The 22,531-nt window shown below is 69.7% G+C and carries 21 protein-coding genes; 11 read left to right on the top strand and 10 right to left on the bottom strand.

Annotation, left to right across the window (positions count from 1 at the left end):
• The first annotated feature begins 137 nt into the window (after positions 1–137).
• From ICG51_RS11505 to ICG51_RS11485, 5 genes are read left to right on the top strand one after another with little or no spacing between them, the layout of a single operon-like run.
• Entirely contained in the window at positions 138–1,388 is a 1,251-nt protein-coding gene (locus tag ICG51_RS11505) for an NnrS family protein (protein ID WP_190280492.1), read from the top strand.
• A 10-nt stretch (positions 1,389–1,398) separates the two neighbouring features.
• On the top strand, positions 1,399–1,809 hold the full coding sequence (locus tag ICG51_RS11500; protein WP_345776098.1) for a SirB2 family protein: 411 nt from the start codon (positions 1,399–1,401) through the stop codon (positions 1,807–1,809).
• Positions 1,810–1,826: 17 nt separating this feature from the next.
• Complete coding sequence (locus ICG51_RS11495; protein WP_190280491.1) at positions 1,827–3,770, top strand: pyridoxal-dependent decarboxylase; 1,944 nt, start codon at positions 1,827–1,829, stop codon at positions 3,768–3,770.
• A 31-nt stretch (positions 3,771–3,801) separates the two neighbouring features.
• The gene (locus tag ICG51_RS11490; RefSeq protein WP_190280490.1) at positions 3,802–4,908 is read left to right on the top strand and encodes a PLP-dependent cysteine synthase family protein; all 1,107 of its coding nucleotides are present in this window, start codon (positions 3,802–3,804) and stop codon (positions 4,906–4,908) included.
• Positions 4,905–6,398 carry a UbiD family decarboxylase gene (locus tag ICG51_RS11485; protein ID WP_190280489.1) on the top strand — a complete coding sequence of 498 codons (1,494 nt, stop codon included), beginning with the start codon at positions 4,905–4,907 and terminating at the stop codon, positions 6,396–6,398. Before ICG51_RS11490 ends, ICG51_RS11485 begins: the two co-directional genes overlap by 4 nt.
• A gap of 171 nt (positions 6,399–6,569) precedes the next feature.
• On the opposite strand, the gene ICG51_RS11480 is transcribed toward ICG51_RS11485, so the two are convergent.
• Positions 6,570–7,049, bottom strand: coding sequence for a DnrO protein (locus tag ICG51_RS11480; protein ID WP_190280488.1), 480 nt, complete (start codon positions 7,047–7,049; stop codon positions 6,570–6,572).
• A 196-nt stretch (positions 7,050–7,245) separates the two neighbouring features.
• On the opposite strand from ICG51_RS11480, the gene ICG51_RS11475 reads away from it, so the two are divergent.
• Together ICG51_RS11475 and ICG51_RS11470 are read left to right on the top strand one after the other, a co-directional pair.
• A complete protein-coding gene (locus tag ICG51_RS11475; protein ID WP_190280487.1) occupies positions 7,246–8,244 on the top strand; it encodes a peptidase U32 family protein in 999 nt (332 codons plus the stop codon).
• Between the two features lie 10 nt (positions 8,245–8,254).
• Positions 8,255–9,130, top strand: a complete 876-nt coding sequence (locus tag ICG51_RS11470) for a U32 family peptidase (RefSeq protein WP_190280486.1) — start codon at positions 8,255–8,257, stop codon at positions 9,128–9,130.
• Positions 9,131–9,182: 52 nt separating this feature from the next.
• Here ICG51_RS11470 and ICG51_RS11465 read toward each other — a convergent pair whose 3' ends face one another.
• The 7 genes from ICG51_RS11465 to ICG51_RS11435 form a co-directional block, all read right to left on the bottom strand.
• The gene (locus tag ICG51_RS11465) at positions 9,183–10,628 is read right to left on the bottom strand and encodes an FAD-dependent oxidoreductase (protein ID WP_190280485.1); all 1,446 of its coding nucleotides are present in this window, start codon (positions 10,626–10,628) and stop codon (positions 9,183–9,185) included.
• Entirely contained in the window at positions 10,625–11,653 is a 1,029-nt protein-coding gene (gene nadA / locus ICG51_RS11460; RefSeq protein ID WP_190280484.1) for a quinolinate synthase NadA, read from the bottom strand. Before nadA ends, ICG51_RS11465 begins: the two co-directional genes overlap by 4 nt.
• 69 nt (positions 11,654–11,722) lie before the next feature.
• Positions 11,723–12,580: an SCP2 sterol-binding domain-containing protein gene (locus ICG51_RS11455; protein WP_190280483.1), complete on the bottom strand. Its 858-nt coding sequence runs from the start codon at positions 12,578–12,580 to the stop codon at positions 11,723–11,725.
• Positions 12,577–12,948 carry a putative zinc-binding protein gene (locus ICG51_RS11450; RefSeq protein WP_190280482.1) on the bottom strand — a complete coding sequence of 124 codons (372 nt, stop codon included), beginning with the start codon at positions 12,946–12,948 and terminating at the stop codon, positions 12,577–12,579. Before ICG51_RS11450 ends, ICG51_RS11455 begins: the two co-directional genes overlap by 4 nt.
• Positions 12,945–14,198 carry a hypothetical protein gene (locus ICG51_RS11445; RefSeq protein ID WP_190280481.1) on the bottom strand — a complete coding sequence of 418 codons (1,254 nt, stop codon included), beginning with the start codon at positions 14,196–14,198 and terminating at the stop codon, positions 12,945–12,947. Before ICG51_RS11445 ends, ICG51_RS11450 begins: the two co-directional genes overlap by 4 nt.
• Positions 14,199–14,208: 10 nt before the next feature.
• Complete coding sequence (locus ICG51_RS11440) at positions 14,209–14,427, bottom strand: DUF2249 domain-containing protein (RefSeq protein WP_190280480.1); 219 nt, start codon at positions 14,425–14,427, stop codon at positions 14,209–14,211.
• Complete coding sequence (locus ICG51_RS11435; protein ID WP_223809439.1) at positions 14,424–15,623, bottom strand: alginate export family protein; 1,200 nt, start codon at positions 15,621–15,623, stop codon at positions 14,424–14,426. The genes ICG51_RS11440 and ICG51_RS11435 overlap by 4 nt, the downstream gene beginning before the upstream one ends.
• 212 nt (positions 15,624–15,835) lie before the next feature.
• Between ICG51_RS11435 and nirK the strand changes: the two genes are divergently transcribed.
• Genes nirK through ICG51_RS11420 form a run of 3 tightly spaced genes read left to right on the top strand, consistent with a single transcriptional unit; the run spans position 15,836 to position 18,757 of the window.
• Positions 15,836–17,362, top strand: coding sequence for a copper-containing nitrite reductase (gene nirK, locus ICG51_RS11430; protein ID WP_190280478.1), 1,527 nt, complete (start codon positions 15,836–15,838; stop codon positions 17,360–17,362).
• A gap of 4 nt (positions 17,363–17,366) precedes the next feature.
• On the top strand, positions 17,367–18,161 hold the full coding sequence (locus ICG51_RS11425; protein WP_190280477.1) for a formylglycine-generating enzyme family protein: 795 nt from the start codon (positions 17,367–17,369) through the stop codon (positions 18,159–18,161).
• Positions 18,158–18,757, top strand: coding sequence for an SCO family protein (locus ICG51_RS11420; RefSeq protein WP_223809438.1), 600 nt, complete (start codon positions 18,158–18,160; stop codon positions 18,755–18,757). Before ICG51_RS11425 ends, ICG51_RS11420 begins: the two co-directional genes overlap by 4 nt.
• Before the next feature lie 80 nt (positions 18,758–18,837).
• Here ICG51_RS11420 and ICG51_RS11415 read toward each other — a convergent pair whose 3' ends face one another.
• Positions 18,838–20,073, bottom strand: a complete 1,236-nt coding sequence (locus ICG51_RS11415; RefSeq protein ID WP_190280476.1) for a DUF4010 domain-containing protein — start codon at positions 20,071–20,073, stop codon at positions 18,838–18,840.
• 64 nt (positions 20,074–20,137) lie between these two features.
• A complete protein-coding gene (locus ICG51_RS11410; RefSeq protein WP_190280475.1) occupies positions 20,138–20,908 on the bottom strand; it encodes a helix-turn-helix domain-containing protein in 771 nt (256 codons plus the stop codon).
• A 179-nt stretch (positions 20,909–21,087) separates the two neighbouring features.
• On the opposite strand from ICG51_RS11410, the gene ccoN reads away from it, so the two are divergent.
• Positions 21,088–22,527 carry a cytochrome-c oxidase, cbb3-type subunit I gene (gene ccoN / locus ICG51_RS11405; protein ID WP_190280474.1) on the top strand — a complete coding sequence of 480 codons (1,440 nt, stop codon included), beginning with the start codon at positions 21,088–21,090 and terminating at the stop codon, positions 22,525–22,527.
• Positions 22,528–22,531: the final 4 nt, after the last annotated feature.

Below are 22,531 nucleotides of genomic sequence, written 5' to 3'. Positions count from 1 at the left end.
CGGGGACGGCCAAGGCCGTCCCCGTTTTTTTTTTTGCGCCACGGCCCGGCGTGGGCCTCCCGGCCAGCGGGGCAAATGGCTGCTGCCGGATGACCTGAATCAAGGCAGGCATCACCCGCGCGCGCGACACTCCCGCCATGGACAGGAACCTTCACAACGAGACCGGAGGCGGTCTATCACCCGCCCTGCTGGCGGAAGCCCCGCACCGGCTGCTGTTCTTCGTCGGCGCGGTCAACGTGCTGCTGGCGATGAGCTGGTGGTTGCTGTGGCTCATCGATGCCCGCTGGGGCGCCATCGGCCTGCCCACCGGCACGCCGTTCGGCGGCTGGATGCACGCCTTCGTCATGCAGTACCAGCTGCTGCCGCCGTTCATGTTCGGCTTCCTGTTGACCACCTTCCCGCGCTGGACCGGCACGCCCGACCTGTCGCGCTGGCACTACGTGCCGGTGGGGCTGGGCCTGCTGGGTGGCCAGTTGGCGGTGGTCGGCGGCATGCTGCTGGGGCAGGCGGCAATGGTCCACATCGGCGTGGTGATGTCGCTGGTCGGCTGGACCTACGGCCTGTCGCAGCTGCTGCGCGTGCTGCTGGCCGAGCGCCGCGCCGGCAAGGGGCCGACCTGGCACGCCTGGTCGTGCTTTGCCGCGCTGTCGTTCGGCCTGGCTGGCCTGCTGCTGATGGCGGCGCACCTGCACGGCGCCGGGCCGTGGGCGGTGACGGTGTCGATCAAGTTCGGCACGTTCGGGCTGCTGCTGCCGGTGTACGCGACGGTGGCGCACCGGATGTTCCCGTTCTTCGCCGGCAATATCATCCCCGGCTACCGCGCGTGGCGACCACTGTGGGTGCTGGCCTCGCTGTGGGCGCTGCTGCTGGCGCACCTCGCGCTGGAGCTGGCGCATGCGAATGCCTGGATGTGGCCGGTCGATGCGCTGCTGGCCGTCGGCAGCGCGCTGGTGCTGGTGCGCTGGTGGCCGCGCGGCAAGGCGCCGGGGATCCTGTGGGTGCTGTTCCTGGGCTTTGCCTGGCTGCCGGTGGCGTTCGCGCTCTATGCCGTGCAGAGCGCCCTCTATGCCGCCGGTGGCGAATTCGTGCTCGGCCGCGGGCCGGCGCACGCGCTGTTCATCGGCTTCTTCGGCAGCCTGCTGGTGGCGATGGTGACGCGGGTAACGCAGGGCCATTCCGGCCGGCCGATGGCGATGCCGGCGGTGGGCTGGTTCGCCTTCGCCGCGCTGCAGCTGGTCGCGCTGACCCGGATCGCCGCCGAGGCCGCGCCGGATTCCTACTTCTGGCAGGTGGTCGCCGCCGCCGGCTGGCTGCTGGCCTTCCTGCCGTGGGTGCTGCGTTCGCTGTCGATCTACCTGCACCCGCGCGCCGACGGGCGGCCGGGCTGAGGACCTGCGCATGTCGCCGATGATGGAGTTCTATCCCCAGGTCAAATGGACGCACGTGCACGCGGTGATGTGCAGCGGCGCGATCTTCGCGCTGCGCGGCGGGGCCGCCCTGCTGGGCGCACGCTGGCCGCGCCACTGGCTGCCGAAATACACCAGCTACACGGTCGACACGATCCTGCTGACCTCGGCCGCGATGCTGTTCTCGATGCTGCCCGGCGCGATGTTCGCCAACGGCTGGCTGTCGCTGAAGCTGGTGCTGGTGGTGGCCTACGTGGTGCTGGGCATTCTGGCGATGCGCGAGAAACGCAGCCGCCCGCAACGGGCCTTTTTCTACGTGGCTGCACTGGCCACCTTCCTGTTCATCTACGGCATCGCCCGCATGCATCACCCCGCCGGCTGGCTGCTGCCCCTGCTGGGCTGACTTTCCCGGAGCCTCCGATGCAATCCGCGACGCCCTCCTCCGCCGCGCAGCCGCGCGTACCCGATGCCTGCTTCCTCGGCCCCTACGGTGAGAACGATTCGCTGCTGGAGAAGCTCGTCGTCGAGTTCCTGCGCGACCACGTCTACTGGCGGCGCAATTTCCATCCCGAAGACCCGCCGGCGATCTCCACCGCGGCTGCGCAGCACCCGGAATACCAGGCGTTCGAGGCGCGCATGCGCCGCGAGCTGCACCAGCTGTCGGCGGCGCTGAAGAAGTCGGTGCCGTTCCACAGCCCGCGCTACATCGGCCACATGGCCTCCGACCTGCTGCTGCCCGGGCTTGCCGCGCAGATCCTGACCCTGCCCTACAACCCCAACAACGTCTCCGAAGACGCTGCGCCGGTGACGGTGGAGCTGGAGGTGAAGGTGGGCCTGCAGCTGGCCGGGATGCTCGGCTACGTCAACGACCCGGCGCGCCCGGACTGCGCCTTCGGCCACCTGACCTCCGGCGGCACGCTGGCCAACTACCAGGCGCTGCGGCTGGCGCTGGCGCAGAAGGCGTTTCCGGTGGCGCTGCTGGCGGCGGGCGTGCCCGACCTCGAGCTGCCAGAAGACGCATGGAGCGCGTTCAACCTGCATCCGCACCAGGCCACTGCGCTGGTGGACCGCTGGGGCCAGTGGCTCGCGCAAGCCAGCGCGGGCGAGCGTCGGCGCTGGCAGGCGCGCGTGCAGGGCGAACGCATCGAGCAGCGCGGGCTGGCCGGCTTCTTCGCCGCCCATCCCACGCTGAAGCTGCCGAAGGTGCTGGCGCCGATCACCGCCCATTACTCGTGGAGCAAGGGCTGCAAACTATTGGGACTGGGCCGCGCGCAGCTGGAACTGCTGCCCGAGCGCGGCATGCGCATCGACGCCGACGCGCTGGAAGCCACCCTCGAGCGCTGCCTGCGCGAGCGCCAGCCGGTGCTGGTGGCGGTGGCGGTGATGGGCACCACCGAATACGGCACGATCGACCCGATCGACGCGGTGGTGGATGCACGCCAGCGCTTCGCCGCGCGTGGGTTGGGATTCGCGGTGCACGTCGATGCCGCGTGGGGCGGCTACCTCGCCACCCTGTTCCGCAACGAGGACGGCAGCCTGCGCCCGCGCGAGGAGATCGCCGCCGGCTTCACCGCCTTCCCCTCGCCCGAGGTGTATTTGGCCATCGCCGCGCTGGGCGACACCGATTCGGTGACGGTGGATCCGCACAAGCTCGGCTACCTGCCCTACGGCGCCGGCGCCTTCATCTGCCGCGACCACCGCGCGGTGGCGCTGCTGTCGGAGGAAGCCGATTACGTGTTCCACGGCGAGGCGCCGAAGGACTACATGGGCCGCTATCGCAGCCTCGGCCAGTTCATCCCCGAAGGCTCCAAGTCCGGGGCGGCGGTGGCCGGCGTGTATGTCACCCACAAGGTGCTGCCGCTGGACCACGCGCATTTCGGCCGGTTGCCGGCGCAGACCATCCGCTCGGCCGAAGCCTTCCACGCGCGCGCGCTGCGCTTCGCCGGCGACCTGCACGACGTGGTCCGCGCGGTGGTGCCGTTCGCGCCGGACAGCAACCTGGTCTGCTTCGCCCTCAATCCCGTCGGCAACCGCCACGTAGCCGCCGCCAACGCCTTCGTCCGCCGACTGCACGATGAGCTGCGCAGCGACCCGAGCAAGCCGCTGCAGGACAAGCAGTTCTTCGGCTCGGTGACCACCCTGCGGCCGGAAGCGCTGGGCGAGACCGAGACCCGCCGCATCCTCGATGCGTTGGGGCTGGATGTGGCCACGCTGGGCGAGGACGGCGGCGACCGGCTGATGATCCTGCGCCACACGCTGATGAACCCGTACCTGATCGACCACGAGAACGGCATCAGCTACATCGACCGCTACTTCGACTACCTCGGCGTGCGCGTGCGCGCGCTGCTGGCAGCGGGAAATTGAGGATCGGCGGCGGACGCGGGATCATGGGCGCATGAACACGACCACGATCCGTACCGACGCCGCCGCCCGCGCCTGGGTGCACGATGCACTGGCCCTGCTGGAACAGGAGGCCACGCGCTCGGCCGACACCCACCTGCTGCGGCTGGATTTCCCCGGCTTCCCGGACATCGCCTTCTACTTCAAGGACGAGGCCAGCCATCCCACCGGCAGCCTCAAGCACCGGTTGGCGCGCTCGCTGTACCTGTACGCACTGTGCAACGGCCGGCTGCAGCCGGGACAGACGGTGGTGGACGCCTCCTCGGGCAGCACCGCGATTTCCGAGGCGTGGTTCGCGCGCCTGCTGGGGCTGCCGTTCATCGCGGTGATGCCGGCCTGCACCGCGCCACAGAAGATCCTCGACGTGCAGGCGCTGGGCGGCCAGTGCGACCTGGTCGAAGACCCCGCGCAGGTGCACGCGCGCGCCGCCGAGCACGCCGCCAACGGTGCCTGCCACCTCGACCAGTTCGGCCTCGCCGAACGCGCCACCGACTGGCGCGGCAACAATAACATCGCCGAATCCATCCTCGGCCAGTTGCGCCGCGAACCGCAGCCGGAGCCGTCGTGGATCGTCTGCGGCGTGGGCACCGGCGGCACCTCCGCCACCATCGGGCGCTACCTGCGCTACCGGCGCATGGCCACCCGCCTGTGCGTGGCCGAACCGGCCGGCAGCAGCTATGTGCATGGCTGGCGTCGGCGCGACCGCAACGCAGTGGCCAGCAGGCCCACCCTGATCGAGGGCATCGGCCGCCCGCGGGTGGAACCCGGCTTCATCTTCGACGTGGTGGACGCGGTGGTCGAAGTCGAGGACGCCGCCTCCATCGCGGCCGCCCTGCAGCTGGAAGACCTACTGGGCACCCGCTACGGCGGCTCTTCCGGCACCAATTTCGCCGCCTGCCTGCAGCTGGCCTCGGACATGCGCGCACGTGGCGAACGCGGCAGCATCGTCAGCCTGCTCTGCGACCGCGGCAAGCGCTACCAGCAGACCCTGTTCGATCCCGGCTGGCGCGATGCGCACGGCCTCGACATCGCGCCCTGGCAGCAGTCGGTGGCCATGGCGCTGGCCACCGGAACATTCACGCCACCCGACGGTTCTTCATGAGCTTCCACGACCTGCGCGCCTACCTATCCGCACTCGAACGCCAGGGACGCCTGCAGCGCGTCGGCGAGCCGGTCGACCCCGATCTCGAAACCACCTCGCTCAGCCTGCGCGCCCTGCGCGAGGGCGGGCCCGCGCTGCTGATGGAACACCCCATTGGCAGCGAACACGCCTATCTCGGCAACCTGTACGGCCACCGCGACCGCATCGAGGCGGCGCTGGCCGGCCGCCCGCTGGCCTCGCTGCGCGAGCTCGGCGAGCTGCTGGCGGCGATCCGCGAACCGCGTTGGCCGTCCAGCCTGCGCGACGCGCTGGGCAGCTGGCCGGAACTGGCGCAGCTGGCGCACGTGGCCCCGCAGAAGGTGCGCGAAGCGGCGTTCCAGCATGAAACGCTGGAAGGCGACGACGTCGACCTGTCGCGCCTGCCGATCCAGCGCTGCTGGCCGGAAGATGCGGCCAAGCTCATCACCCTTGGTCTGGTGGTCACCCGAGGCACCCGCAAGCCGCGCCAGAACGTGGCGATCTATCGCCAGCAGGTGATCGGCAGGAACCGCATCATCATGCGCTGGCTGCCGCACCGCGGCGGCGCGCTGGACTTCGCCGACTGGAAGGCGACGCACCCAGGTAAACCCTTCCCGGTGCTGGTGGCGATCGGCGCCGACCCGGCCACCCTGCTGGCGGCGGTGGCGCCGATTCCCGACACGCTGTCGGAATACGAATTCGCCGGCCTGTTGCGCGGCCATCGCACCCGCGTCTGGCCCAGCAAGCTGACCGGGCTGGACGCGCCGGCCGGCTGCGAGATCCTGCTGGAGGGCTTCATCGACCCGGCCGACACCGCGCTGGAAGGCCCGTTCGGCGACCACACCGGCTACTACAACGCGCAGGACCACTTCCCGGTGATGACCATCCAGCGCATGCACCTGCGCAGGGACGCGATCTACCAGGGCAGCTACATGGGCCGCGCGCCGTTCGACGAACCTTCGGTGATGGCGATGGCGCTGAACGACGTGTTCGTGCCGCTGCTGCGGAAGGTGTTCCCGGAAATCGTCGACTTCTACCTGCCGCCGGAAGCCTGTTCCTACCGCATCGCGGTGGTGTCGATCCGCAAGCAGTACCCCGGCCACGCGCGCCGGATCATGATGGGCATCTGGTCCTACCTGCGCCAGTTCACCTACACCAAGTTCGTGATCGTCACCGACGAGGACATCGACGTGCGCGACTGGTCGCAGGTGATCTGGGCGATCTCCACCCGCGTCGATCCGGTCCGCGACAGCGTGCTGATCGACAAGACCCCGATCGACTACCTCGATTTCTCCAGCCCGACGCCGAACCTCGGCTCGAAACTCGGGCTGGATGCCACCAACAAGTGGCCGGCGGAAACCAGCCGCACCTGGAGCAAGCCGATCCAGCTCGACCCATCGGTTGAGAAGCGGGTCGATGCGCTGTGGCGCCAGGTGGCGGCCGGACGCGAGCAGCCGACCCGCGCCCTGTAGGAGCACCGCAGGGGCGCGAACACCCCACCCGAACCCCCGATGGGAGCGCAACGCGGCGCGAACACCCGGCCGCACCGTGTAGGAGCGCACCGCAGGGGCGCGATGCTTTTTGCGTGATTCTGCGAAAGCGTTCGCGCCCGTTCCGTGCGCTCCTACGGGATCTGGCGCACCTCAATGCGCGGGCTTGCCCCAGTCGTGGTCGTCGAACATCTGCGGATACAGCGCCAGCGCTTCCTGCATCGGCACCAGTTCGGCCTTGCTGAACTTGCCGGCACGCGCGGCGCCGGCACCGGCGATGAACTTCGCCAGCAGCCCGTGCAGGGCGGCGTCCGCCTCCGGCTTGAGCTTGCAGTTGGCGACCATGTCCTTGATCGCGGCATCGATCTTCTCCACCGCGTTGTCGCGCTGCACATCATCCAGATGGCCCATCTCGTAATGGTTGAGCGTCTCGGTCGCCTCGCGCAGGTTGCGCATGCCGGCCCGCAGCGGTGCGTCCGTGGCCCAGCGCTGCGCCGGCACCTGCGGCTTGGCATCGTGGCCGGCGTGCGCGGCGTGGTCGTGGTGGGCGGCGGACTGCGCCGCGGCCGGCGCCGCGAACAGCGCGCCGGCCAGCGCCAGCGCTGACAAAGAAAGGATCGTCCTGGACAGCATGGTTCTTCTCCGATGCCGCGGGCCGGTGCCCGCGTTGATGGGCAACATCGCACGCGCACACGGCGACGACCATGACCCACGTCAAACATCGCCCGCTGCGCCACCTGCCGACCATGCGCAGGCGCGTTGATCCAAGTCAAGGACGCTTCCGCACGCGGCCACGACCATGCCGGTTTCCCCGCTGCCGGAGCCCCGCATGCAACTGGTCTGTCCCGCCGGCAACCTGCCGGCCCTGCAGGCGGCGGTGGATGCCGGCGCCAACGCGGTCTACGCCGGCTTCCGGGATCAGACCAACGCGCGCGCCTTCCCCGGGCTGAACTTCAGCGACGACGAACTGCGCGCCGGCATCCGCTACGCACATGCCAGGAACGCCAAGGTCTACCTGGCGCTGAACACCTACCCCGACAGCGTGCGCCTGCGCGACTGGCATGCCGCCGTGGACAAGGCCGCCTCGCTGGGCGCCGACGCCATCATCGCCGCAGAAATGGCGGTGCTGGACTACGCCGCGCGTACCCATCCCAACCTGCCTCGCCACCTGTCCGTGCAGGGCAGCGCCACCACCGCGCCGGCGCTGCGCTACGCGTTCGAGCGCTTCGGCATCAGCCGCGCGGTACTGCCGCGGGTGCTGTCGCTGCAGCAGGTGGAGCGGCTGTGCGAGAAGTCGCCGGTGGCGCTGGAAGTGTTCGCCTTCGGCAGCCTGTGCATCATGGTCGAAGGCCGCTGCCAGCTTTCCAGCTACGTCACCGGCGCCTCGCCCAACCGCCACGGCGTGTGCTCGCCGGCGAAGTTCGTGCGCTGGGACGAACAGGGCGACGGCAGCCGCAGCGTGCGCCTGAACGACGTGCTGATCGACGAATTCAAGCCCGAGGAGCCGGCCGGCTATCCCACCGTGTGCAAGGGCCGTTTCGAGGTCGGCAACGAGATCTTCCACGCGCTCGAGGAACCGACCAGTCTCAACACGCTGGAGCTACTGCCGCGACTGAAGCAGATCGGCGTGGCTGCGCTGAAGATCGAGGGCCGCCAGCGCGGCGTGGCCTACGTCAGCTCGGTCACCCGCACCTGGCGCAAGGCGATCGACCAGGTCATCGCCGATGAGGCGCACTGGCAACTCAAGCCGGAATGGCAGGCGGAACTGTCGCGCCACGCCGAAGGCCACCAGACCACGCTGGGTCCGTACCACCGCGCCTGGCACTGAAGGAATACCGATGAAACTGAGCCTAGGCCCGCTGCAGTACTTCTGGCCGCGCGAGCGCACGCTGGCGTTCTACCGCGAAGCCATCCACTGGCCGGTCGACATCGTCTACCTCGGTGAAACCGTGTGCAGCAAGCGCCGCGAACTGCGCACCGCCGACTGGCTGGCGCTGGCGGAGGAACTGGCCGACTCCGGCAAGCAGATCGTGCTGTCGACGCTGGCACTGATCGAGGCCGAATCCGAACTCAGCGTGCTGGACCGGCAGATTTCCCACGGCGGCTTCTGGATCGAGGCCAACGACCTTTCCGCCGTGCAGCTGTGCAAGGAAAAGGGGCGTCCATTCGTGGCCGGGCCGACGCTCAACGTGTACAACCACCGCGCGCTGGCGATGCTGGGCGAAGACGGCCTGCGCCGCTGGGTGCCGGGCGTCGAACAGGGCCGCATTTTGATCGGCGAATTGAAGGATGGCGTGCTGGCAGACGGCGGCGTCATGCCGGAGTTGGAGGTGATCGCCTGGGGCCGGCTGCCGCTGTCGTTCTCGGCACGCTGCTTCACCGCGCGCGCGCTCGACGTGCCGAAGGACCAGTGCGGCTTCCGCTGCATCGACTATCCCGACGGCATGCCGCTGGCCACCCGCGAAGGCCGCCCGTTCCTGCGCATCAACGGCATCTCGGTGCAGGGCGAGGAGATCACCGACCTTGGGCCAGAGCTGCCGGAGCTGCGCGCACTGGGCGTCGACATCCTGCGCCTGTATCCGCAGGCCGAGGGCATGGAGGCAGTCGTGCGCCATTTCGACGCCGCCCGTAGCGCCAGCGAGGCGCCGGCCCGCATCGGCGAGCGCAACGGCTACTGGCACGGCGAACCGGGCATGCGGATGCCCGCGGCCTGAGCCGCGTCGAGTTTCGGGGGGCACAGGGACGTGCCCGTTTTTGCCGGCGTGATCAGCCCGCCGGTGGCGCATCGCTGCGGTAGTGCGCCCCCAGGCAGGCGGTTCGCCGCAGGGCAGCGGCCAGCATCCGCTGCGCCAGTTCGCCCTGCCAGCCGAACCCGGCCAATTCCGCGCAGTCCTGCAACGCCTCCTGCAACGTCGCGCCGCTGCGCAGCGGCCCCATCGCCTGCATCATCAGCGCGCGCAGAGAGTCCAGCTGCGCGGTGTCCAGCGAAGGCTTGCGCCGCACCATCCGGAAACTGCCGCGCGGCTGCCCGCCGTCAGGCAACGCGCGCAGCAGCGCGCCCAGCCGGCGCCCGAACACCACGCCTTCCAGCAGCGAATTGCTGGCCAACCGGTTCGCGCCATGTACGCCGTTGCAGGCCACCTCGCCCACCGCATACAGGCCCGGCAGCGAGCTGCGGCTGTCGGCGTCGACGGCAATCCCGCCCATGTGGAAGTGTGCCGCCGGGGTCACAGGGATCGGCTGCACGCGCGGATCGATGCCATGGTCCATGCAGGCCTGGAACACGGTGGGAAAACGTTGCGGGAACGCGGCGCCGGCCTTGTGCGCATCCAGCAGCGCGCCGCCGTCACGACAGGCCTGCCAGACCCGGCGCGCGACGATGTCGCGCGGCGCCAGGTCGGCCAGCGGATGCACGCCATCCATCAGCGACGCACCGTTCGCATCCAGCAGTCGCGCGCCCGCACCGCGCAGGGCTTCGGTCACCAGCGGCAGGCTGTGCAGGCCGGGCAGCGCCATCGCGGTGGGATGGAACTGGACGAACTCCAGGTCGCGCGCCTGCGCGCCGGCGGCCAACGCCAGCGCCAGTCCGTTGCCGTCCGCATCCGCCGGATTGCTGGTCTGGGCGAACAATCCACCGATGCCGCCAGTGGCCAGCACCACTGCGCGGCCGTGCAGCGCCTCACGGGTACCGTCGGCACGGGTGATGCAAACGCCGCAGACCTCGCCGTCGCGCAGCACCAGGCCATCGACATCCACGCCAGCATGCCGTTCGATATGGCCGGCGCCCCGCGCAGCGGCGACCAGCGCCTCCATCACCTTCGCACCGGTGGCGTCGCCGCCGGCGTGGACGATGCGCGCACGGTCGTGGCCGCCTTCGCGGCAGAACTGCAGGCTGCCGTCAGGTTCACGGTCGAAGGCCACGCCGATCGCCTGCAGCCAGCGCACCGCATCGCCGGCGGCGGCGGTCAGCAGGTCGACGATGGCCGGATCGTTGTGGAAGCTGCCGGCCACGCAGGTATCGCGCGCATGCGCCTGCGGCATGTCGCCGGGGCCGATGGCCGCGGCGATGCCGCCCTGCGCCAGCGCGCTGGCGGCACCACGGACACCTGAGGCACGCGCCAGCAGCAGCACCGGCGCCGGCGCGGCGGCCAGCGCCGCCGACAGCCCGGCGATGCCACCGCCGACGATGATGACGGGCGCGGGCGCGCTCACACGCGGTCGCGACGCCCCACCGCCAGCATCCGCGCCAGCGCGAGCCGCGCGGCAATCGCCACGTCCTCGGGCACGGTCACCTCGTGCTTGAGGTCGCGCAGGCAGGCATGGATGTTGGGCAAGGTGATCCGCTTCATGTGCGGGCACAGGTTGCAGGGCTTGATGAACTCGACCTGCGGGAACTGGTTGCGCAGGTTGTCGGCCATCGAGCACTCGGTGATCATCGCCACCCGCGACGGCTTTTCCTTCGCCAACCATTGCCCCATCGCGCTGGTCGAGCCGACGAAATCGGCCTCGGCCAGCACCTCCGGCGCGCATTCCGGGTGCGCCACGATCTTCGCGTCGAAGCGCTCGCGGGTGTGGCGCGCCTCCATCGCGGTGAACTTCTCGTGCACCTCGCACACGCCGTTCCACAGCACCAGCTCGATGCCGGTCTGCTGCGCCACCCACGCACCGAGGTAGCGGTCCGGCAGGAAGATCACCTTGTCCACGCCGAACTCGGCGGCGATCGCCTCCACCACCTGCGCCGCGTTGGCGGAAGTGCAGCAGGCGTCGGACTCGGCCTTCACCGCCGCGCTGGTGTTGACGTAGCTGACCACCGGCGTGCCCGGGTGCTGCGCACGCAGCGCGCGCACGTCGGCGGCCGTGATCGATGCGGCCAGCGAACAGCCGGCTTCCAGGTCCGGGATCAGCACGGTCTTGTCCGGGGCGAGGATCTTGGCGCTCTCGGCCATGAAGTGGACGCCGCACAGCACGATCAGGTCACTGTCGCAGTCGGCCGCGGCCTGCGCCAGCGCCAGCGAATCGCCGGTGACATCGGCCACGCCGTGGAAGATCTCCGGCGACTGGTAGCTGTGCGCCATGATCACTGCGCCGCGCTGGCGCTTGAGCTCCAGGATGGCGTCGATCCACGGCAGGTGCAGCGGCACCTCCATGCACGGGATCAGGCGTTCGAGCTTCTCGACCAGCGGCGCGTGGCGCGCTTCGAGTGCGGGATGCCAGGACGGCGCGACGGATGCGTTCATGGGCTCTTCGGATCGTGGACAGGCAACACCCGCGCGACGACCGCGCGGGCGGTGGAAACAAGGCGGCGCTCAGGCTTTCGCGCGATGGGCGCCACGTGCGGCGCGGGCGAAGCGAGCGCCGCGGTTGAGGGCGATGCGCAGGCCCAGCGGCACCGTTTCCCACGGCAGCCGGTCCAGCATGTTGCGCGCGGTCAGGCCCAGCTCGACGTCGCCGGTCAGCACCAGCCGGCGCTGGAAGAACAGGGTGTCGGCATCCTCCAGCCGGCCGGCCAGCAGCAACAGGTCGGTGGCGGTGCCGCGCACGGTGGCCTCGGCGGGGGCATCCACCACCACCAGCTGCTGGCCCTGCAGTTCCACCACCCAGCGCAGGCCAAGGTCGCTGACCTCGATGCCCAAGCGACGGCCGGCCATGAACTCGAGCGTGCCATCGGCCATCGGCGCAGCCAATACCTTCGCCATCGCGCGTTCAAGCAGGCGCTTCTGGGTGGAGCGCGGCAGCACCCGCAGCAGCGGCGCGATGCGGCGCGGCGGCGGCACCAGCCGCAGCAGGGGATGCGCCGGGGCCGGCGCCGAATCGGGATGGGTATGCATGATGGTCGCGATCATGCGGCCATCGCCGGGGCCCGCTCCTTGATCCAGATCAGATTGCAGGCCCTGCGCGCGGCAGGCATCACCAATCGCCAGCGCCAGCACCCCGCTGGCGGTTTCCGGCGCCACCCCCAGCACGCCGGCCAGCGTTTCCGCGCGCTGGCGGACGCGCCGTTCGCGGGCATCGTCGCGCCCCTGCACGCCAGCCCCGGCCTTGAGCCGCCCGGCCAGCCGCGCCAGCCGCGCGCGCGCCGCCAGCAGCAGCACCAGCCCGTCGTCCACGCCGTCGATGGCCAGCCGAACCGGCGTCAATCCCGGCGTCCGTTCACGCATCGTCATTGCCCCCCCAGTGCCTGCGCCGCCGGCAGTACCTGCTGCAGATAGACCGCTTCGGCCTGTTCGCCATCGAAGTCGGCGTGCTTGCGCTTTTTCACCCCGTAGTCGGACAGCACCAGATGGGTGTCGGCCACCACCCCGGCGTTGGCCAGGCAGGCAGAGACGCAGCGCAGCACGCAGCCGTCCAGCGCCAGGATCGGGCGCCGGCTGCGCGCGGTGCGCACCAGCCCGGCGACGCCGCCACCGACGCCGGCGATGCAGGACATTTCCGCCGCGCCGGCGCGATCCAGCTGCAGCGCCAGATGGTTGGCCATCTGCGCCGCGCTGGAACAGCCCGAACACGAATACACCAAGGGCAACGGTTTGCTCATCCCTGCTCCTTCAGACCGCGGATGAAACGGATGCGGCGCCAGTCGACCCCGCACAGCGCGGCGAAGCCCGCCGCATGCGCCAGCAGCAGCGCGACGCCGGCCAGCCGCGCCAGCGCAGGATGCGCCGTGGCGGCCAACAGCGCCATGGCGGACAGCCCATGCAGCGCCAGCACGATGACTTTGTCGCGCGCCGGCAACAGCAGCTGCACGCCCGGCAGGCGCACCCCGCGCCCGCAGTCCCGCTGCAGGTCGATCCAGCCGAGGAAGGCGGAAATTTCCAGCTGCATGCCGGTCACCAGCAGCGGCAGTCCAATCGCCAGCGCCAGCACGCCCGCCAGCAGCAGATTGTCCTCGCCGCCCGCCAGCAGCGCGCAGGCCGCCGCGGCCAGCGCGACGAAGCCCGCCATCCAGAAATACGTCAGCGGCGCACGCCGCAGTTTCGGTGCGCGCAACTGCACCAGCAGGCCACCGAGCGCGACGGCCAACACCAGCAGCCCCGCGCCCATCCGCAGGGCCGGCACCGACGCGCCGCGCAGCGCGATCGCCAGCGCCGCCAGCAGCAGCGCGTACAGCGCCAACTGCCAACCCGCCTGCAAGCGCGCTGGCATCGCGGCCACGCCCTGGAACATCGGCATCACCACCCGCGCCACCGCTACCAGCAGTGCCAGCACCCAGCCCAGCACACCCCAGCCGGCGTGCGCATCGGTCAGCGGCAGCAGCGGCACTCGCCAGACGCCGGCAACCGCCAATGCCAGCGACAGCCCGAGCAGCGCCGCCACCAGCCCACCGGCAATCGCACAGCCGATTCCCCAGCGCAGCAGCACCTGCCCTGCAGCACCGACCAGCCCTGGTAGCACCAACGCCGCCAGCAGGAGGAACGCAGCCACCAGCAGCAGGCCGCCCCAGTGCGGCGGCAGCAGCGCCGGCTGGCGCAGCGCCAGCACCAGCAGCAGCGCGCCTGCGTTGAGAAGCGCATGCAGCAGCCACGCCGCGGGGCGCCCGCCGCGCACGCGTGCACCGGCGGCCACCGGCAGGAACTGCAGCAGGCTGCCGAACATGGCATTGCCCAGCACGCCCAGCGCCAGCGCATGCACCAGCGCCAGCGTGGCACCGCCCCAGCGCGATGCCAGCGCGGCACCGCCATCGAACGCCAGCAGGAGCCCGGCCAGCGCGCCCCACAGCGAGGCCGACAGCAGGAACCGCCGCGGCGTGGCCGGCGTCGGCGCCTGCTGCATCGCCAGCCTGGTCATCGCACCGGCATCAGGCGGCGGGCCGCAGGATCGCCACCCAGGTGCCGTGGTCCGCGCACGGCTCGCTGCGCCAGTGCAGGCCGCGCGCCTCCAACGCTTCCAGCAGCGGCGCGGGCAGCAGCGGCGTCAGCACTTCCAGTGCCTGCCCCGGCTGCAGGGCATCGGCCGCGGCCAATGCCTGCATCAGCGGCTCCGGTGCCGGCAGCGCGCGCAGATCCAGCTTCTTCATGGCGCCAGCGTCCGCGCGCCGCGCCACTCCACCTGCAACCAGAGTTTGCGGTTGTCGCGCGAGAAGCCGTCGGCGCGGTAGTCGGCCAGCTTCACCAGCCCGCTCAGGCCGCCCGGCAGGGGAAAGCCCAGCGACGCGTTCCACTCGCTGCCGTAGCGCAGGCCGCCGATATCGGCCCGGTAGTCGTGCCATGCCAGCGCCCAAGCCAGCTTGCCGTCGAGACGGCCGCGGCCGAACTTGCCGCCGGCGCCGAGGTAGCGATCTTCCAGACCCTTCGCCGGAGTGGTGCCGAACTGGTCGTCCCATCCGTTGAAGGCATGCAGCGTGGCCAACGGGGACTGCACGGCGACCGCGCCATTGCCGCCGAGACGCTCCCAGCCGGCGCGCAGCGTGGTCCTGCCCTGCGTCCAGCTGGGTTCCAGCAGCCAGTAGTCGAGACCGAAATCGGCCGGATTGCGCGCATGATCCGTCTGCCGCGCGTATTCCGCAGTCCAGCCGAAGCCCTGTCCGCCCTGCCCGGCGGCACCGGTCCAACGCAAGCCATAGGTGGCGGTGGAAGCGGAGGCGACGTCGCGGTCGTCGTGCAGGTAGGCATAACCGACCAGCTGCTGCGCGCCGTGCTTCCACGCGAGATTCAGCAGATGGCTGTCGAGATCGCGCTCGCGCGCCAGCCGGTTGATCGCCTTGTCGCCAGCCACCCGATGCACCCGGTCCAGCCAGTAGTACTGCACGCCCAGGTCGACGCGCGGCTTCCACTGCGCGCCCAGCGCGTCGAAGGTCTGTTCGTTCTGCCGCCAGCCCACCGCGCCCACCCAGCGCTGGTTGTCCAGCGCGACGCGCTGGCGGCCGACGGTAACGCCGCCCTGCGCGCCCTTCCAGCCGACCCAGGCCTGGTTGAGTTCGGCACCGGTCGGATCCAGCACGGTCGGGAATGCGCTCTTGCCGTTGGCGCCACTGTTGTAGTTGCCGGCACCGGCCACGCCTTCGCCCTCGAGAAGGACGGTCCAGCCAGCCGCCGGCGCCAACCGCAGGCCGGCACGCAGGCGTGCAGTGGTCGCAGCGGCGTCGCGGCCGAAACCGGCGTCGTCAACCTGCTCGTGGCGCAGGCGCAGATCCCACTCCAGTGCGGCCTTCGGTGGCTCGGCTGCATGCAGCGGGAAGCCCGCGGCCAATGTGATGACAAGAATGGAAATCACTCGTGTATGGTTCGCCATCGGGGGTGCCGGTTTTGGATGCGTGGCGCAAGGTTCTGCGCTCCGCAGGGCCCGCATGTTGATGCAGATCAAGCGACAGCGTCGCCGCCGCCCGGCGGCCTGCCGGGTTTGACCTGGATCAACATGCAAAACCCCGCCGACGAACGATGCTTGCCGCCAACAACGACACATCACTCCAAAAAGGTAATCACACGATGAAACCCGCAGTCCGGTATGCCACCCTGGCTTTGGCCGTCGCGGCCACTCTGGGCCTGTCAGCCTGCCGCATCGAGCAGCCGAACCCGGCCGCCAACGGTGCGGTCCACAAGGAAGACACCGGCGGCTCCGCCAAGGGCGATTTCGGCCCGCCGGTGGGCGAGCCGATCCAGGCCGTGCTCACCTCGCCGCCGCTGGTGCCGCCGGCAACCGGCCGCAGCCAGCCCGCCAAGGTGATCGTCTCGCTCGACGTGATCGAGAAGGACATGGAGATTTCCGAAGGCGTGACCTACACCTTCTGGACCTTCGGCGGCACGGTGCCGGGCAGCTTCATCCGCGTGCGCCAGGGCGACACGGTGGAATTCCACCTGCGCAACATGCCCGACAGCAAGATGCCCCACAACATCGACCTGCACGGCGTGACCGGCCCGGGTGGCGGCGCTGCCGCCAGCTTCACCGCGCCCGGCCACGTCAGCCGCTTCAGCTTCAAGGCGCTCAACGCCGGCCTGTACGTCTACCACTGCGCCACCGCGCCGGTGGGCATGCACATCGCCAACGGCATGTACGGCCTGATCCTGGTCGAGCCGCCGGAAGGCCTGCCGCCGGTGGATCGCGAGTACTACGTGATGCAGGGCGACTTCTACACCACCGGCAAGTACCGCGAGAAGGGCCACCAGGGCTTCAACATGGAGAAGGCCATCGACGAGAACCCGACCTACGTGCTGTTCAACGGCATGGAAGGCTCGATGACCGGCGACAAGGCGCTCAAGGCCAAGACCGGCGAAAAGGTTCGCCTGTACGTCGGCAACGGCGGCCCCAACCTGGTGTCCAGCTTCCACGTCATCGGCGAGATCTTCGACAAAGTCTGGTACGAAGGTGGCACCCGCTACCAGGAGAACGTGCAGACCACGCTGATCCCGGCCGGCGGTGCGGCGATGATGGACTTCCACATGGAAGTGCCCGGCAGCTACGTGCTGGTCGACCACAGCATCTTCCGCGCCTTCAACAAGGGTGCGCTGGCGATCCTCCAGGCCGAAGGCAAGGAGCGCAAGGACATCTACTCCGGCAAGGAAGTGGACGCGGTCTACCTGGGCGACCAGGTCGCCGGCACCAGCCGCGCACCGGTATCGGTGGCCGCTGCCTCCGCCAAGGCCGGCACGCTGACCAAGGAAGAGCAGATCGCGGCCGGCAAGGTGGTGTTCGCCGGCACCTGCTCCACCTGCCACGGCGCCGACGGCAAGGGCATGGAGGGCGTGTTCCCGCCGCTGGCCGGTTCGGACTACATCAAGGCCAATCCGAAGCGCCTGCCGGAGATCATCCTGCATGGCCTGGTCGGCCCGGTGAAGGTCAACGGCAAGGACTACAACTCCAACATGCCGCCGATGAGCCAGCTGACCGATGACGAAGTGGCCAACATCGCGACCTACGTGCTGAACAGCTGGGGCAACCCGGGTGGCCAGGTCAGCAAGGCCGAAGCCGCCGCCGCCCGCGCCGCCAAGCCGGCCAACGCCTCGGACGGTCACTAAGGCCATGCGCAAACGGCTGACCGCCCCGCTTCTCGTTCTGGGCCTCGTCGTCCTGCCCCTCGCCGGCCTCGCGGCCGGCGTGGTGGCAGGGCGGTACGCCGGGCTGCCGGGCGGCCAGTTCAAGTCTGTACTGCGCTACGAGGACGCCAAGAACGGCGTGCGCATCAAGCCGTTCGCGCTGATGCGCAAGCCGGTGACCAACGCCGAGTTCCAGGCCTTCCTGAAGCGCCATCCGGAGTGGCGGCGCGACCGGGTGTCGAGCGTCTTCGCCGAAGCCCGCTACCTCTCGCACTGGGCCGGGCCGGATACGCTCGGCCCTAATGCCCTGCCCGATCGCCCGGTGGTCTGGGTCAGCTGGTTCGCGGCCGATGCCTATTGCAGCTGGCTGGGCGCGCGCCTGCCCACCTGGAACGAATGGGAATATGCCGCCGCGGCGGATGAAACCCACCGCGATGCCCGCCAGGATCCCGCCTGGCGCGAACGCATCCTCGGCTGGTACTCGCGCTCGTCGCGGGAAGCCCTGCCCAGGGTTGGCATGCAGGCGCCAAACGCCTACGGCGTGCACGACCTGCACGGGCTGGTCTGGGAATGGACCGAGGACGCTTCCTCATTGATGGTCGACAGCGACAACCGCACCCAGGGCGACCCCGACAAGGGCAAGTTCTGCGGCGCTGGCGCGCTGTCGATGGACGACCGCGAGAATTACGCGGTGATGATGCGGGTGGCGATGCTGTCTTCGCTGGAAGGCCGCGACGCCACCGCCAACATGGGATTCCGTTGCGCCAGGAGCGCACCATGACACTGCTCCCGATGAAACATCTGTTGCGCGGCATTGCCGCTACCCTCCTGCTCGGCTTCGCCGGTCTGGCCGGCGCCGCCCAGCCCGCGCCACCGCTGCCGGGGGATTCGATCTACCAGCTGCCGCTGCCACTCACCGACAGCCAGGGCCAGACGCGCGACTGGCGCACCCTGCGTGGCAAACCGAGGCTGGTGTCGATGTTCTACACCTCCTGCCAGTACATCTGCCCGTTGATCATCGAATCCGGCAAGGCGGTCGAACGCCAGCTCAGCCCGGACCAGCAGAAGCGGCTGGGTGTGCTGCTGGTCAGCATGGATCCGGCCCGCGATACCCCGCCCGCACTGAAGAAGGTGGTTGACCAGCGCAAGCTGGATCTCGCCCGCTGGACGCTGGCGGCACCGCCGGCGGATGACGTGCGCTCGGTGGCCGCGGTGCTCGGCATCCGCTATCGCCAGCTGGCCGACGGCGAGTTCAACCACAGCAGCATGCTGATCCTGGTGGATGCCAACGGTCGCATCCTCGCCCGCACCGAGAAGATCGGCAGCCAGCCGGACCCGGAGTTCGTCGCCGCCGTGCGCAAGGCCGTGGGCGGCTGAGTTCGCCCGCACGGTCCAGCGCAGTGCGCCGGGCTTGCAGTGCATGCACCAGAGGGCGCGGCTTGGGCCGCGCCTTTTTTTCACAGCAACCGCAGGGCCAGCACGAACGCCAGCAGCATGGCGACGATGCCGGGCAGCAGCCGCAGCGCATAGCCGCGGCCGCCGCTGACCCAGGCTAGGCCCAGCTTGGTGATCGAATTGGTGGTCAGTGCCAGCGCGATGCCCGACATCGCCGCCCGTGGCTCGATGTGACCGGTGGCATGGAGCTGCGCCGCCGACGCCGCCGCCGAATGGGTGTCCGCAAAGCCGGAAACCGCCAGCACCGCGCCCAGCGCGGCATTGCCCAACCATGCCTGCAGCGCGGCCGCGGCCAGCATCACCACCGCCACGATCGCCACGAACAGCAACGCCTGTTTCGGCTCGAACGCACGCCCGGTCGCAAGCGCAGGATCCCCCGATACGTCACGCGCAGCGCGGACGGCAGCAAGGGCGAATGCGGCCACCACCACCCCGGAGACCAGCAGGGCCGGCCACAGCCGGCCCAGCAGCGGCGGCGACAGCAGCCCCACCACCACGCCCAGCTGCACCACGGTACTGACGTTGGACATCATCCCGGCACCGGCGCAGGCACTGGCCAACGCGGGTTCATTGCGCGCCCGCGCACCCATGCTGGCGATGGTGGCGGAACTGGAGGCGAAGCCACCGGCAAAGCCGGCCAGCAGCAGCCCGTCGCGCACGCCGAATGCCCGCCTGGCCACATGGCCCAGCGCGCTGATCGCCATCACGATCACCGCCAGCAGCCACAGCTTGCGCGGATTGAGCACTTCCCACGGGTCGATGGCGCGATCCGGCAGCAGCGGCAGCACCACGGTCGCGGCCGCCGCCAGCAGCAGCGCATCGTGCAGTTCCTGGTCGGTAAGCACCTGGTGGACGAAGTGGTGGGCGCGCGTCTTCATCGCCAGCAGCAGCGTTACCGCCACGCCAAGGCCCGCCGCCAGCACCAGCTCGCGCATCGCCAGCACGCCCAGCAGGAACACCAGCAGCATTGCGGTTTCGGTGGTCAGGCCCGGGTCGCGGCCGCGGCTGGCGCGATAACCGGCAAGCGCCGCCAGCACCACGAAGGCGCCCCCCAGCGCGATCCCGATGCCGCCGATGCGCTCGGCGATCGCCCCCGCCAGCCCGATCAGCGCGAACGTACGCACCCCGGCCACGCCGTGACCATCGTCGTCGCGCCGCCGCTCGCGCTCCACGCCCACCAGCAGGCCGAGGCCCAAGGCCACGGCCAGCCCACGCAAAATGTCCAGGTCCGCCATCATCCGGGCAGCTTCGCGGAAGCCCCCCTGCCGGGCAAGCCCGGCAGGGGCACGCCGCGCGAACCGGTCAGGCGCGGTCGCGCTTGCGCGGCTGCGGGGTCAGACCATCGCTGCCGCCGTTGGCGGCCAGGCACAGCGCCGTTTCGTCGAGGATGCGCACCCGCCGGCCGCGCACCTCGATCACGCCATCCTCGTGCAGGCGACTGAAGCCGCGGCTGACGGTCTCCAGCACCAGCCCCAGATAGCGCGCGATCTCGTCGCGGCTCATCGGCAGCTGGAAATCGTCGGCCGGCCGGCCGATGCGCCGGTAGCGCTCGCTCAGACCGTGCACGAACAGCGCGATGCGTTCGCTGGCCTGGCGCCGCGACAGCACATCGACGTGGTCATGGTCGCGGTCCGCGCTCTGACCGATCACGCGCAACAACTGCTGTTGCAGGCTGGGCAGCTTGGTGGCGATCGTCGCCAGCTGCGAAAACGGCAGCTCGCAAACGCGAGCATCGCTCAACGCCACCGCCTCGCAGCGGTGCTGGCCACTCCCGATGCCGTCCAGCCCGAACAGCTCGCCGGGCAGGTGGAAGCCGAGCACGTGCTCCTCGCCGGCCGGGTTCACCACCACCGTCTTGAAGCTGCCCTCGCTGGCCACGAACACCGCCCGCAGCGCATCGCCGGCCCGGTACAGGCTTTCACCCTTCGCCAGCGGCTTGCGCCGCTGCACCACCGTGTCCAGCCTGCCCAGATCGTCCGCGTCCACGCCGGCGGGCAGGCACAGCATCTGCAGCGAGCACTCTGCGCAGGTGCGCCGCAGCCGTGCCAGGTTCAGCGGAATCGGGTCGCTCATGGCTCTGTAATTGCCTGCAAATCGGGAAGGCTCGGGCTACAATTATCCCTGATCCCGCCCTCGGTTGCCCGGCTTTCGCCGCCCGCCTCGACCGCGATAGACCCCGTCAATTTGACCTAGGTCAAGCCCCGATCCTCGAGGCTTGTCTAGCATGTTCCATGTTCACTCCGGAGACCCGCATGCAAGCCATCAGCGGCACCTACAACGACAAGGTGGTGCGCCAGTTCGCCGTAGCCACGGTGCTCTGGGGCATCGTCGGCATGCTGGTCGGCGTCATCATCGCCGCCCAGCTCTACTGGCCCACCCTGGGCGAAGGCATTCCGTGGCTCGGCTACGGCCGCCTGCGCCCGCTGCACACCAACGCCGTGATCTTCGCGTTCGGTGGCTCCGCCCTGTTCGCGACCAGCCTGCACGTGGTGCAGCGCACCTGCCATGTCCGCCTGCTCAGCGACAAGCTGGCGGCATTCGTGTTCTGGGGCTGGCAGGCCGTCATCGTGGCCGCGGCCGTCTCCCTGCCTCTGGGCTACACCCAGGGCAAGGAATACGCCGAGCTGGAGTGGCCCATCGACCTGCTGATCACGGTGGTCTGGGTGGCCTACGCGGTGCTGTTCTTCGGCACGATCGCAAAGCGCAAGGTCAAGCACATCTACGTCGCCAACTGGTTCTACGGCGCGTACATCATCGCCATCGCCCTGCTGCATATCGTCAACAACATCGCGATGCCGGCGGGGGCGATGAAGTCGTACTCGGCCTACTCCGGCGCGGTCGACGCGATGGTGCAGTGGTGGTACGGCCACAACGCGGTCGGCTTCCTGCTGACTGCCGGCTTCCTCGGGATGATGTACTACTACGTGCCGAAGCAGGCCGGTCGCCCGATCTACTCCTACCGGCTGTCCATCGTGCATTTCTGGGCGCTGATCGCGGTCTACATGTGGGCCGGCCCGCACCACCTGCACTACACCGCCCTGCCCGACTGGGTGCAGTCGGTGGGCATGGTGTTCTCGCTGATCCTGCTGGCCCCCAGCTGGGGCGGCGCGATCAACGGCATCCTCACGCTCTCGGGCGTCTGGCACAAGCTGCGCACCGATCCCATCCTCAAGTTCCTGATCGTCGCCCTGAGCTTCTACATGATCGCGACCTTCGAGGGCCCGATGATGTCGATCAAGACGGTCAACTCGCTGTCGCACTACACCGACTGGACGGTGGGACACGTCCACGCCGGCGCGCTGGGCTGGGTGGCGATGATCTCGATCGGCTCGATCTACGCGCTGCTGCCGAAGCTGCTGGGCCGCGACCAGATGTATTCGACCAAGCTGATCGACACCCACTTCTGGGTGCATACGCTGGGCGTCGTGTTCTACATCGCCTCGATGTGGATCGCGGGCATCATGCAGGGCCTGATGTGGCGCGCCACCAACGACGACGGCACCCTGACCTACACCTTCGTCGAATCGCTCAATGCCACCTATCCCTACTACCTCGGCCGTCTGTTCGGTGGCCTGCTGGTGCTGGGCGGCATGCTGCTGATGGCCTGGAACGTCTGGCAGACCTATCGCAGCGCCGACAGGCCGGTGGATCAACCGCTGCTGACGCCCGACACCTCCGAAGCGCGCGCCTGAGGAC

Origin of the sequence: Thermomonas sp. XSG (genome assembly GCF_014678725.1) — a bacterium.
Classification (GTDB): Bacteria; Pseudomonadota; Gammaproteobacteria; order Xanthomonadales; family Xanthomonadaceae; genus Thermomonas.
Note: the sequence above shows the minus strand (reverse complement) of the source record. Positions and strands in the feature narration are given on the sequence as shown.

Excerpts from the sequence above, each read along its gene's own strand:
- ICG51_RS11505 (WP_190280492.1), top strand. The coding sequence starts at position 138 with ATGGACAGGAACCTTCACAACGAGACCGGAGGCGGTCTATCACCCGCC.
- ICG51_RS11500 (WP_345776098.1), top strand. The coding sequence starts at position 1,399 with ATGTCGCCGATGATGGAGTTCTATCCCCAGGTCAAATGGACGCACGTG.
- ICG51_RS11495 (WP_190280491.1), top strand. The coding sequence starts at position 1,827 with ATGCAATCCGCGACGCCCTCCTCCGCCGCGCAGCCGCGCGTACCCGAT.
- ICG51_RS11490 (WP_190280490.1), top strand. The coding sequence starts at position 3,802 with ATGAACACGACCACGATCCGTACCGACGCCGCCGCCCGCGCCTGGGTG.
- ICG51_RS11485 (WP_190280489.1), top strand. The coding sequence starts at position 4,905 with ATGAGCTTCCACGACCTGCGCGCCTACCTATCCGCACTCGAACGCCAG.
- ICG51_RS11480 (WP_190280488.1), bottom strand. The coding sequence starts at position 7,049 with ATGCTGTCCAGGACGATCCTTTCTTTGTCAGCGCTGGCGCTGGCCGGC.
- ICG51_RS11475 (WP_190280487.1), top strand. The coding sequence starts at position 7,246 with ATGCAACTGGTCTGTCCCGCCGGCAACCTGCCGGCCCTGCAGGCGGCG.
- ICG51_RS11470 (WP_190280486.1), top strand. The coding sequence starts at position 8,255 with ATGAAACTGAGCCTAGGCCCGCTGCAGTACTTCTGGCCGCGCGAGCGC.
- nadA (WP_190280484.1), bottom strand. The coding sequence starts at position 11,653 with ATGAACGCATCCGTCGCGCCGTCCTGGCATCCCGCACTCGAAGCGCGC.
- ICG51_RS11455 (WP_190280483.1), bottom strand. The coding sequence starts at position 12,580 with ATGACGATGCGTGAACGGACGCCGGGATTGACGCCGGTTCGGCTGGCC.
- ICG51_RS11450 (WP_190280482.1), bottom strand. The coding sequence starts at position 12,948 with ATGAGCAAACCGTTGCCCTTGGTGTATTCGTGTTCGGGCTGTTCCAGC.
- ICG51_RS11445 (WP_190280481.1), bottom strand. The coding sequence starts at position 14,198 with ATGACCAGGCTGGCGATGCAGCAGGCGCCGACGCCGGCCACGCCGCGG.
- ICG51_RS11440 (WP_190280480.1), bottom strand. The coding sequence starts at position 14,427 with ATGAAGAAGCTGGATCTGCGCGCGCTGCCGGCACCGGAGCCGCTGATG.
- nirK (WP_190280478.1), top strand. The coding sequence starts at position 15,836 with ATGAAACCCGCAGTCCGGTATGCCACCCTGGCTTTGGCCGTCGCGGCC.
- ICG51_RS11425 (WP_190280477.1), top strand. The coding sequence starts at position 17,367 with ATGCGCAAACGGCTGACCGCCCCGCTTCTCGTTCTGGGCCTCGTCGTC.
- ICG51_RS11420 (WP_223809438.1), top strand. The coding sequence starts at position 18,158 with ATGACACTGCTCCCGATGAAACATCTGTTGCGCGGCATTGCCGCTACC.
- ICG51_RS11415 (WP_190280476.1), bottom strand. The coding sequence starts at position 20,073 with ATGATGGCGGACCTGGACATTTTGCGTGGGCTGGCCGTGGCCTTGGGC.
- ICG51_RS11410 (WP_190280475.1), bottom strand. The coding sequence starts at position 20,908 with ATGAGCGACCCGATTCCGCTGAACCTGGCACGGCTGCGGCGCACCTGC.
- ccoN (WP_190280474.1), top strand. The coding sequence starts at position 21,088 with ATGCAAGCCATCAGCGGCACCTACAACGACAAGGTGGTGCGCCAGTTC.